Annotated in this window: 8 protein-coding genes, 1 pseudogene and 1 riboswitch; of the genes and pseudogenes, 4 read left to right on the top strand and 5 right to left on the bottom strand. The window is 60.3% G+C overall.

Annotation, left to right across the window (positions count from 1 at the left end; genetic code table 11):
• A pseudogene (locus DBR30_RS22295) lies at positions 1-657 on the bottom strand (type III PLP-dependent enzyme); the annotation flags it as partial.
• A 507-nt stretch (positions 658-1,164) separates the two neighbouring features.
• A riboswitch (glycine riboswitch) is annotated at positions 1,165-1,280 on the top strand.
• Between the two features lie 107 nt (positions 1,281-1,387).
• On the opposite strand from DBR30_RS22295, the gene DBR30_RS15380 reads away from it, so the two are divergent.
• Positions 1,388-2,764, top strand: a complete 1,377-nt coding sequence (locus tag DBR30_RS15380; protein WP_108542466.1) for an alanine/glycine:cation symporter family protein — start codon at positions 1,388-1,390, stop codon at positions 2,762-2,764.
• 114 nt (positions 2,765-2,878) lie between these two features.
• Here DBR30_RS15380 and DBR30_RS15375 read toward each other — a convergent pair whose 3' ends face one another.
• Both DBR30_RS15375 and DBR30_RS15370 read right to left on the bottom strand, forming a co-directional pair.
• The gene (locus DBR30_RS15375) at positions 2,879-3,595 is read right to left on the bottom strand and encodes a lipoyl protein ligase domain-containing protein (RefSeq protein ID WP_108542465.1); all 717 of its coding nucleotides are present in this window, start codon (positions 3,593-3,595) and stop codon (positions 2,879-2,881) included.
• Between the two features lie 100 nt (positions 3,596-3,695).
• On the bottom strand, positions 3,696-5,093 hold the full coding sequence (locus DBR30_RS15370) for a nucleobase:cation symporter-2 family protein (protein WP_108542464.1): 1,398 nt from the start codon (positions 5,091-5,093) through the stop codon (positions 3,696-3,698).
• A 246-nt stretch (positions 5,094-5,339) separates the two neighbouring features.
• On the opposite strand from DBR30_RS15370, the gene DBR30_RS15365 reads away from it, so the two are divergent.
• Positions 5,340-6,461: a GGDEF domain-containing protein gene (locus DBR30_RS15365; RefSeq protein ID WP_108542463.1), complete on the top strand. Its 1,122-nt coding sequence runs from the start codon at positions 5,340-5,342 to the stop codon at positions 6,459-6,461.
• A 32-nt stretch (positions 6,462-6,493) separates the two neighbouring features.
• Here DBR30_RS15365 and DBR30_RS15360 read toward each other — a convergent pair whose 3' ends face one another.
• Positions 6,494-6,742: a YciN family protein gene (locus DBR30_RS15360; RefSeq protein WP_005338382.1), complete on the bottom strand. Its 249-nt coding sequence runs from the start codon at positions 6,740-6,742 to the stop codon at positions 6,494-6,496.
• 123 nt (positions 6,743-6,865) lie between these two features.
• The gene (locus DBR30_RS15355; protein WP_108542462.1) at positions 6,866-8,245 is read right to left on the bottom strand and encodes an MATE family efflux transporter; all 1,380 of its coding nucleotides are present in this window, start codon (positions 8,243-8,245) and stop codon (positions 6,866-6,868) included.
• Between the two features lie 120 nt (positions 8,246-8,365).
• Here DBR30_RS15355 and DBR30_RS15350 point away from each other — a divergent pair, with 120 nt between their 5' ends.
• Both DBR30_RS15350 and DBR30_RS15345 read left to right on the top strand, forming a co-directional pair.
• Positions 8,366-9,223: a helix-turn-helix transcriptional regulator gene (locus DBR30_RS15350; protein ID WP_181363599.1), complete on the top strand. Its 858-nt coding sequence runs from the start codon at positions 8,366-8,368 to the stop codon at positions 9,221-9,223.
• Between the two features lie 69 nt (positions 9,224-9,292).
• The gene (locus tag DBR30_RS15345; protein WP_108542461.1) at positions 9,293-10,987 is read left to right on the top strand and encodes an NAD-dependent malic enzyme; all 1,695 of its coding nucleotides are present in this window, start codon (positions 9,293-9,295) and stop codon (positions 10,985-10,987) included.
• Positions 10,988-11,227 lie beyond the last annotated feature (240 nt).

Genomic DNA, 11,227 nt, shown 5'->3' with positions numbered 1-11,227 from the left:
ATCCAGCACCCAGGGCTTGAGCCCGAGCGCCCAGGCCTGCTCCATGATCTCGCGGCAGGCGTCGATAGCCTGCACATGGCGACGGGCGTGGGGTACCTGGGAGCCGACGTGGAACGACAGCCCCATCACCTTGATCCCCTTGGCGTGAGCCAGTTGCAACAGTGGCAGCGCCTGCTCGGGGGTGCAGCCGAACTTCTTGGAGAGATCGACCTTGGTCTCGGGGTTGGGGAAGCTGACCCGCAGCAGCAGTTTCACTTCGTCCTTGTAGGGAATGAACTTCTCCAGCTCCAGCGGGTTGTCGTAGACAAACACGGTGCAGCCGAACTCCAGCGCATAGCGGATATCGCTGTCGCGCTTGATGGGATGGGTATGAATGCAGCGTCCCGGGCGAACCCCCTGACTGCGCACCAGATCCACTTCGCCATTGGTGGCCAGATCGAAACAGGCCCCCTCTTCCTTCAAGACAGAGACCACCGCCTCATGGGGCAGGGGTTTGAGTGCATAGTGCAATCGTACATCGGGCAGGGCGGCGGCCAGGGCCCGATACTGTTTGCGGACGGCTGCCTTGTCGAGCAGCAGCAGGGGGGAGCCGAATTGTTCAACCAGCTGACGGTAATCTTGTGCGACCACATCTTTTGCAACCAGGGTCTCGTTCATTCTCTTTTGGTCATCCTTAGGGGGCGTGATATGCCCAAGCCATATGCGATTGAACCGGCGACGGCCGGGTCAGGCGAGCGGTCCGGTGGGACCAACCGAACACAGTGCATAAATTGATGGCAAAGTGCTTGGTTATGCAGCGGATTATCGACTTATTGATTCTGTGTGCAAGCATTTTGATTGGATATGTCGGCAAGATTTTCTTGGCGAAACGAGAGGGATCACTGTTCTCTATCCGCCATTTTTCCCGTTTGGGCCACATTTGATCCGTGAGAGCCTAACTTGTTGATAGTTAACTAACATTTAACATTCTTGCCGCGGTTCTGGCGGTCACTAAAAAAATATAAATGGGGGCGGCCAAGTGCGAGACAGCTCACATTTTTTGGATTAACATGCCGACTTCCTAATCCAAACTAGTTCGGATGAAGGTAGCAGGAGAGCGATGGGCAACCATCCACCGAAGAAGTGAATCTTTCAGGTACCGGGCAACCGGTGTGGACTGCTACTGGACGATACTCTGGAGAGACCCGTTAAATCGGGCGCCGAAGGAGCAAGGCACCATGACTACCCGTAAGGGCAGGCTGGCGCCGGAAACTCTCAGGCAAAAGGACAGAGGGGATGGGATGGTTGTACCTGGGCTTAGCCCGCATCCGATCGCCTCTGGCCGATCGCGACACCTATGGGAAGATCATCCTTCTCCTCCTTAATTTCTGTTTCTTAAGGAGGATGCATGTCATCAATTCAATCGGCGTTAACCGCCATCGATAGCTTTATCTGGGGCCCGCCCCTGCTGATCCTGCTGGTCGGGACCGGTATCTATCTCACCCTGCGTCTGGGTCTGCTTCAGGTCGTGCGCTTGCCGCTCGCTCTGCGGCTGGTTTTTGGTCGCGATCAGGGGCAGGGCAAGCAGGGGGATGTCTCCAGCTTCGGCGCCCTCTGTACCGCCCTCTCTGCCACCATCGGTACCGGCAACATCGTCGGGGTGGCTACCGCCATCAAGCTTGGCGGCCCCGGTGCCCTGTTCTGGATGTGGATGGCGGCGCTGTTCGGCATGGCCACCAAGTACGCCGAGTGTCTGCTGGCGGTCAAATATCGCGAGCAGGATGCCAACGGCCAGATGGCGGGTGGCCCCATGTACTATCTGGAGAAGGGGCTTGGCTCCAAGCCGCTGGCCAAGCTGTTTGCCCTGTTTGGCATCGGCGTGGCCTTCTTCGGGATCGGTACCTTCCCGCAGGTCAATGCTATCTCAGACGCCATGAGCCTCTCCTTCTCGGTACCCCGTGAAGCGACCGCCGTGGTGCTGACCCTGATCGTGGCGCTGGTGACCCTGGGAGGGATCAAGTCGATATCCAGCGTGTCGAGCAAGGTGGTGCCCTTCATGGCCATCTTCTACATCGTCGCCTGTCTGGGCATGCTGGTGAACAACGCCAGCGCCCTGCCCGATGCCATTATGCTGGTGATCGAGAGTGCCTTTACTGGCCATGCGGCGACCGGCGGCTTCGTCGGTGCCAGCATCATGCTGGCCATTCAGTCCGGGGTAGCGCGCGGGGTCTTCTCCAACGAGTCAGGGTTGGGCTCTGCGCCCATCGCGGCGGCGGCAGCCAAGACCGATTCGTGCGTGGAGCAGGGGCTGGTCTCCATGACAGGTACCTTCATCGACACCATCATCATCTGCACCATGACCGGCCTGACCCTGGTGGTGACCGGTGTGTGGAGCGGCGATGCAAGCGGCGCGGCCATGACCAGTCTGGCCTTTGCCCAAGGGCTCGATGCTCATGTCGGCCAGTATCTGGTGAGCATTGGCCTGCTGTTCTTCGCCTTTACCACCATCCTTGGCTGGAACTACTACGGCGAGCGCTGCACCGAATACCTGTTCGGGGTTAAGGCAATCAAGCCCTATCGTCTGGTCTATCTGGCGCTGGTGGCGAGCGGTGCTTTCCTCCATCTGGACATGATTTGGCTGCTGGCCGATATCGTTAACGGCCTGATGGCGGTGCCCAACCTCATCGGCCTGATTGGCCTGCGCCATGTGGTGATCGCCGAGACCCGCGCCTACTTTAGCCGGGATCTGGATAGCGAAGCCGAGCCGGAGCCGCAGACGGCCTGAACGCCTCAGCCCGTTTCACGCTCCCCTTGAAAAGAACAAGCCACGACTCCGGTCGTGGCTTTTTTGTGCGCTGTGTCTATGGTCGGGTATTTTCCCTCTCCCTTCGGGATAAGGTCAGAATGAGGGGGATAGCCCCTCGCTCAGCAGGCTATCCAGACGTGCTCGCACTTTCTCTACCAGTGCCTGATCGCTACCGCTCCAGCCGATGCAGCTTGCCAGCGTGGTGGAGGTTCCCGCCATAAAACGCAGTTCGCCGCCCGCCAGCTCGTAGAAGCGGCTCGCCATCCTGGTTCCCTCATCCACATCACCCGCCACCAGCAGCATGGCTTGCGCCAGCACGGCGCCCTGGTGATCCTGCCCCGGCGCCAGCCAGCGCTGGGCGGTACCGGTGATCTTGCGTCCCCCGATCACCAGATTGTACTGACCATCGCAAAAGGATCCGGGCACGAAGTCATAGCTTCCCTCAAGGCCGTACTCCGCCAACAGGGTCAGCAGCGGCGCCCCCAGCAGCCGGTAGTAGTGGGCGAGATCTGTGGTGGTGCGGGGCAGCAGCAGGGATAGGTTGAGGATCCCCGCCCCGTGGGGCACGGCGGTACCGCCGCTGTCGCGCACATGCACCGGCCAGCCTTCGTCTGCAAGTTGCTGGCAGGCGGCTTCGTAACGGGGGAGGCGGGTATCCTTGCGGGTGACAATCAGGCATTGGGGCGCCTGCCAGAGGTGAGCGCGGGGCTGGCCGTCATGGGCACAGTCGCGCAGCCAGTGCTGCTCTTGCGCCAGTATCTGTGCGGGTGAAGCGGTATCGGGAAGGGGGGAGAGCAGGCGATAGGGCATGGCGGCATCCTCAAAAAAGGCTGCCCAGCACACTACCCGTGGCGACTGGCAAGGTAAAGCCCCGCAAGTGCGGGGCTGTTTGCTATCGGTAGGCGATCTCTTAGGAGTGACGCGCTTCGCGCTTGGGCAGCAGCAGGTTGAGCACGATGGCGGTAATGCCACCGGTGGCGACGCCGTAGGAGAGCACGCTCTTGGCCAGCTCCGGCAGGTGTTGCAGCACTTCCGGCACCTGCGCGACTCCCAGCCCCATGGCCAGCGACACCGCCAGGATCATCAGGGCGCGGCGATCCAGCTCCTCGCGGGAGATGATGCGCACCCCGGCGGCGGCGATGGTGCCAAACATCACGATGGTAGCTCCGCCCAGCACGGGCTCGGGGATCTGTTGCACCAGACTCGCGACAGCCGGGAACAGGCCAAGCAGCGCCAGCATGGCGGCGATAAAGAGCCCGACGTGACGGCTGGCGACGCCGGTCAGCTGGATGACGCCGTTATTCTGGGCGAAGGTGGACATGGGGAAGGTGGAGAAAACTGCCGCCAGCATGGAGTTGGCACCATCAGCCAGCACGCCGCCTTTGATCCGCTCCATATAGACAGGCCCTTCCAGTGGCTCGCCGGAGATATCCGAGGTGGCGGTCATGTCGCCGATCGCTTCGAGCGCCGTCACCACGAAGATGATGGCGAGCGGCACGAACAGCTGCCAGTCAAAGCCGAGACCGTAGTGAAGCGGAATGGGCACCATCACCAGGGGGCCATCGAAGGTGGGGGCGCTCACTTTGCCCAACAGCAGGGCCACGGCATAGCCCGCCAGCATAGCGATCATGATGGCGGAGAGGCGCAACCAGGGGTTGCGACTGCGTTGCAGCAACACGATAAGGCCGAGCACCAGCAGGGAGAGGAAGAGGTTGGTGTGACTGGCGAAGCTGCCATCAGAGAGGGCTGCATAGCCGCCGCCCATGCTGATCAGGCCGACTTTGATCAGGGTCAGGCCGATCAGCAGTACCACTATGCCGGTGACCAGCGGGGTGATGATCCGTTTCACCAGATGAAGGAAGCGGCTCATCACCACGATAGTGAGTGCGGCAACCATCATGGTGCCAAACAATGTGCCCAACAGATCCTCGGTGGGCATGGCCGCCTGTTTGAGAGCGAGACCGGAGGCGATGATGGGGCCGAGGAAGTTGAAGCTGGTGCCCTGTACCGAGAGCAGGCCGGAACCGATGGGGCCGAAGCTGCGGGTTTGAATGAAGGAGGCGATGCCGGACATGACCAGCGACATGGAGACGATATAACGGGTGTCGGCGGCAGGGAGGCCGAGGGCATTGGCGATAATCAGGGGCGGGGTAATGATGGCGACAAACATGGCGAGCATATGCTGCAGGGCGGCGAACAGCGTCTGGGGCAGAGGCGGGACATCCTCTATGCCATAGACCAGTTCGCTATGGGCTCGCCTGGGTGGATGTGCCTCTCGATTGGCGCGTGTGACAGCAGCCTGTTCCATAAGTACCTCGAATTGTGTGGGGAGGGGGAGAAAATTGGGCGCTATTGTAGTGATTGAAATGAGGCTGACCAGCGCTAATTATGCAAAAAAAGGTTTATTTTTTGATGGGTTGAAACGTTTGCGCACTGCGATTATCATCTGTCGGTTTGTGTGACCGACCTCTCCTTTTTATTCTCCCCGCTAATGACAATTTTACCACTTTGTAGGTGTAGAATGAGCCCTCAGTATTCATCGTGGAGACTCTGGATGCTCAAGTTGTCAGAGTTCTGGAGTGCGAGGGTTCACTCCGAAGACTTTACTCGTACTCGCATGGGCTTTATGACGGTGCGTTTGCGCCTGCTGACCTGCTTGCTGATGCTCGGATTGCCCGCCTGGGCCGTGGTGGATTGGCTGACCTTGCCCGCCGTTCATTTCGAGCAGCTGTTCCAGGCCAGGATCTTCTGCACCCTGGCGCTCTCGCCACTTATTCCGCTCTCGTATCTCATCCACTTCAAGCGGGAGCGGATGAAGCTGGCCCTTGGCTACCTGATGGCCGTGATGGTGCTCTTCTCCCTCTTTTGCCTTAACAGCTTTGGCGCCGGACAGGAGTTGCAGGCGGGCTATGCTGCCTTTCCCTATCTGCTGATAACCCTGTTTGCCATCTTCCCCATCCCCCTCTCCCTCGGCTTGCAACTGGCAGGCGTGGTACTGGTGACCATGCTGCTGGGCCACTGGCTGCTGGTGGGCCAGAGCATCTGGAGTCAGGCCACCCTGAATCAGGTGTGGGTGCTCGGCATGTTTACCATGGCCAGTTGCTGGGTGCAGTGCGGCCAGCTCAACATGCTGCTGCGGCTCTATCGGGAATCGACCACTGATGAGCTGACCGGCATGATGAACCGCCGCCTGCTGATGAAGCAGCTGGAGCAGGCCAGAATCCGGCTGCAACTCAAGAAGAAGCCCTTTGCGGTGATGTTGCTGGATCTCGATCGCTTCAAGCGGATCAACGATATCTACGGCCATCTGGCGGGGGATGCGGTGCTCAAGGAGGTGGCGACCACCCTGGGGGAGCAGCTGGAGCCTGACATGGTGCTGGGGCGTTATGGCGGCGAAGAGTTTGCCATCCTGATGCACAACTGCGCCGATCCGGCACTGGCGAGCAAAATGGCTGAGCGGCTGCGCATTGCCGTCGAGGCGCGGCTGGTGAAGAGCCCCACCTCGGACGAATTGCTGGAGGTGACGGTGAGTATCGGGATTGCCATGGCTCGTGCCGATGACACCATCGATATTCTGATCAACCGTGCCGACGAGTGTCTCTATCAGGCCAAGATGGCGGGACGCAACTGCGTGGTGGTCGAGGGGCAGAACCGCGCAAAAACAGATGCCGCCTGAGGGCGGCATCTGTTGGCAATGAGCTGGTGCGATCAGGCCAGCTTGTACTTGCCGGAGAGCTGCTGGGCCAGCAGCTTGAACATGTTGAAGACTGCCATGGTCTTGCCGGTCGGGGTGCCGTCTTCGGCCAGGAAATACTCCCCCTTGAACACCAGAATATCCCCCTTCTGCTCCACCGAATCGGCGCGCATACCGTGGATGAAGTCTTCATGCTCTTTGATGATCTTGTTGGCCATCTCAAGCAGGGCCGTCTCGGTGATCAGCTCTTTCTGTGGTTGCATGCTCGTCTCCTTAAACGACTACTGGACAGGGAAACCGTGGATCCCTGTCTCTGATTGAAGAGGCGCCCAGCATACTGCAAACAGGGTTTTTCTGTCATTGATATGACCCCGATTTGTGGCTGTTTATCCGATCACCAGATTCTTCAGCCAGCAGCGTTGGCGAATACGGCGCTGCACCAGCAGCACCTTGCTGAGCTCCTCCAGCAAGACCACCGCCACCACCCAGGAGAGGGGCCAGCCGAGCAAAGTGACCGCCACCCAGGCGAGCGGGATGCCGATGCACCACATGCCGACGATGTCGATAAAGATGCTGTAGTTCACATCACCGCCAGAGCGCAGCACCCCGATGATCCCCACCATGTTGAACACCTTGAGCAGCATCCCGAGGCACATGATGCCGAGCACCTGTCCAGCTTCCGTCATCAGCTCGGGGGGCAGGTTGCCGACCCACTGCAGCAGGTTGGCTTGCAGCAGCCAGACGATGATCCCCACCAGTAGCGCGCCGATGGGGGCGAGCAGCAGGAACAGCTGGGAGTGCTGCCAGGCGACCTCGTACTCCTCGGCCCCGAGCCGGTGGCCGAGCAGGGTGGAGCAGGCCACCGCCAGTCCGAAGAAGAGGGAGATAAGGATGCTCTCCAGGGTGCCGAGGGTGGTCATGATGGCCAGCGAGTCAGTGCCAAGATGGGCATAGAGAAAGCCGTAAATCAGCATGCCGAAGGCCCAGAGGCCGTCATGGAACAGCAGCGGCAGGGCGATCAGGGTAAAGCGCATCACCTCCTTGCGCTTGAAGGCGGCCAGCCAGTCTGGTGCGCGCGGGATCAGGCGCGCCTCATAACGCTTTACGTAGAGCAGCAGCAGGGCTGTCTGCAGCAGCCGGGAAATGGTGGTGCCCCAGGCCGAACCGGCGACCCCCATCGCCTCGAAGCCGAAGTGACCGAAAATAAGGGCGTAGTTGAGGATGACGTTGGCGATGATGGCGATAATGCCGATGCGGGTCGGCGCGGCGGCATTACCGACCGAGCGCAGGGCTGATTCCAGCGGCACTACGATAGCGGTACAGAGGATGGTGGCGCCGGTGATCATCAAGAATTGATCCGCCAGTGCCCGCAGTGCCGGATCCTGACTGGCAAAACCCAGTACGCTGCCCGGTGATAACACATAGATGAAGGCAAAGGGCAGGGTGACCAGCAGGGCGCCCACTATGGCCAGCGCCAGGGAGCGGCGTACCCCGGCCATCTCCCCGCGCCCGAAGTATTGTGCTGCCAATACCGAGACCCCGCCCGCGAGGCCCGCTATCACCAGCAGATTGAAGAAGAAGACCCGGTTACCCAAGCCGACCGCCGCCACAGCCGTGGTGCCAAGCTGGCTCACCATCATGATATCGATGAGGCCGAGCAGGGAGAACATCATGGATTGCAGCGAGACAGGCAGGGCCAGCCGCCACAATCGGGTCATGAACTCGCGATCGGTGGTTTGTTTTAAAATCGCTTGCCAATAATTCATAGTTGTTAACCGGGTATGAGAAAAGCAAGGTTTGTCAGGGGTATGATAGGGGCTGATGAGGCTCTTCTCACTGTGAGTAGCTCTCGGTTTTCTTGTGTAAAACTATCCTGTTGAGGTGTTATGCCATTTGCCAGCGAGTGTCTGGAGATAGCGCCAGCCTGTGAAGAGCAGATGCTGGGACGTGAAGGGCTGCCCCTGCTCGGCGAGGCGGGGATCTTCCTGACCGGTCTCTCCCAGGTGCGGGATCACTACCTCATCAGTCGCAATCGCCCCGAGTTTCACATCCTGATGGTGAGTCACGATGAGGGGGGCGCGCTGCTCACCGACGAGGGGGAGCAAGCCATTCCGGCCGGGTCGCTGATTTTCCTGCCCGCCGCCGTGCCCGGTGGTCTCAAGCTGATTGGCGAAAGCTGGCAGATCAGCTGGATTTTGCTCGATGACGTGCCGCGCTGGCAGCATCTGCACCGCCTTGGCCACCGTATCTGGCAAGGGGATGGCGGCGATCAGCTCTATCATCTGCTCAGCCTGATGCAGGGGGAAGGGGTTCGCTCTTCGCTGCAACCTCAACTGCTCAGCCTGTTGCTGGCGCTGCTGGAGCGGACCCTGCAAGGGGAGGTGCGCGGCACCCCTGAACTTAGATTGCAGGCACTGTTTCGCCGGGTGGAGGCGCGCCTGGACGAACCCTGGAGTGTCGCCCTGCTGGCCCGACAGATGGCCTGCTCGGTGCCCCATCTGCACCGGCTCTGTCAGCAAGCGTTCGGTATGGGGCCGATGGCGAGAGTGACCGAGCTCAGAATGAACAAGGCGCGCCAGCTGCTGCTCTATACCAACTGGCCACTTGGCGAGCTGGCGGCCCGGGTCGGTTATAGCGATGGGGCCAACTTTGCCAACCGCTTTCGTCGTCTGACTGGTCAGACCCCCGGCGCCTTTCGTCGACTGGGTCGCAAACCTTTTGCAACGGATGTGCAAACTCTTTGAAATTAATGAGACAAGCCCCTAGGATCGTCGGGTCCCTGCGTCTAGCTAACCGTTTAGGTACCAAGATCCATGTTTGAAGATAATAACCAGAAACGTCCTCTCTACATTCCCTACGCCGGTCCCGCCCTGCTGGAGACCCCCTTGCTCAACAAGGGCAGCGCCTTCACCAGCGAAGAGCGCAGCAACTTCAACCTCGAAGGTCTGTTGCCCCAGAATATCGAGACCATCGAAGAGCAGGCCGAGCGCGCCTATCGCCAGTTCATGGCGTTTGGCAACGACATGGACAAGCACATCTATCTGCGCAACATTCAGGATACCAACGAGACGCTCTTCTACCGTCTGCTGCACAACCACCTGACCGAGATGCTGCCCATCATCTACACCCCGACCGTCGGTAAGGCGTGCGAAGAGTTTTCCAACATCTATCGCCGCGCCCGTGGCCTGTTTATCTCCTATCCGGACAAGGACAGGATCGATGACATGCTGCAAAACGCCACCAAGCAGAACGTCAAAGTGATCGTGGTGACCGATGGCGAGCGGATCCTGGGTCTGGGTGACCAGGGTATCGGCGGCATGGGCATTCCCATCGGCAAGCTCTCCCTCTACACCGCCTGTGGCGGTATCTCGCCCGCCTACTGCCTGCCGGTGGTGCTGGATGTCGGCACCAACAACCAGCAACTGCTGAGTGACCCCTTCTATATGGGGTGGCGCAATCCGCGTATCTCAGGGGATGAGTACGCCGAGTTTGTCGATGCCTTCATTCAGGCGGTCAAGCGCCGCTGGCCCGACATCCTACTGCAGTTCGAGGATTTCGCCCAGAACAACGCCATGCCACTGCTCAACCGCTACAAGAACGAGCTCTGTTGCTTCAACGACGATATTCAGGGCACTGCTGCTGTGACCCTGGGCAGCCTGATCGCCGCCTGCAAGGCTTCCGGCGCCAAGCTCTCCGAGAAGCGGGTTGCCTTCCTCGGCGCGGGCAGCGCCGGTTGCGGCATTGCCGAGCAGATCGTGGCGCAGATGAAGGCCGAAGGGCTGACCGATGCCCAGGCCCGCAGCCGTGTCTTTATGGTGGACCGCTTCGGTCTTATCACCGACAAGATCCCCAACCAGCTCGACTTCCAGCGCCGTCTCTCCCAACCGGTGGAGCGCATCGCCGACTGGCCGGTGGGGGACAATATCTCCCTGCTGGAGGTGATGGAGCATGGTCGCCCGGATATCCTGATCGGGGTCTCCGGTCAGCCGGGGCTGTTCACCGAAGAGGTGGTCAAGACCATGCACAAGCACTGTGCCCGTCCCATCATCTTCCCGCTCTCCAACCCCACCTCCCGGGTCGAGGCGACGCCGGCTGACCTTATCCGCTGGACCGACGGTCAGGCGCTGGTGGCCACCGGCAGTCCGTTTGCACCGGTGGAGCACAAGGGCAAGCGCTACGTCATCGCCCAGTGCAACAACTCCTTCATCTTCCCGGGGATCGGCCTTGGCGTCATCGCCTCCGGCGCCACCCGGGTGACCGACGCCATGTTGATGTCGGCCAGCCGCGCGCTGGCGGAGTGCTCGCCGCTGGTGAAAGGGGAGGAGGGCTCGCTGCTGCCGGATCTGGCGGATATCCATCAGGTCTCCCGCTACATCGCCAAGATGGTGGCCAAGACCGCCATGCTGCAGGGCAAGGCGGTGCAGACCCCGGACGAGGTGATCGATCAGGCCATCGACGCCAATTTCTGGCATCCGGAATATCGCCGCTACCGCCGCACCTCGTTCTGATTTCTGCGGGAAGTGGCAAAGCAAAAGGGATGCCTCGGCATCCCTTTTTACTGCACGTCTGACATGGTTATCGCCTCAAGATCAACTACTCGCTGCCGCCCTGTACGCCGGTGACACGTACCTCGACCCGGCGATCCGGACCAAGGCAGTCGATGAGCGCCGCCTTCGCCTTGATGGCATCACACTGGTTGCCGGTGACCGGATTACTCGCGCCATTGCCCTGGATGCTCACCTTGTCGG

This window comes from Aeromonas sp. HMWF017 (assembly GCF_003061465.1).
GTDB lineage: Bacteria > Pseudomonadota > Gammaproteobacteria > Enterobacterales > Aeromonadaceae > Aeromonas > Aeromonas veronii.
Note: the sequence above shows the minus strand (reverse complement) of the source record. Positions and strands in the feature narration are given on the sequence as shown.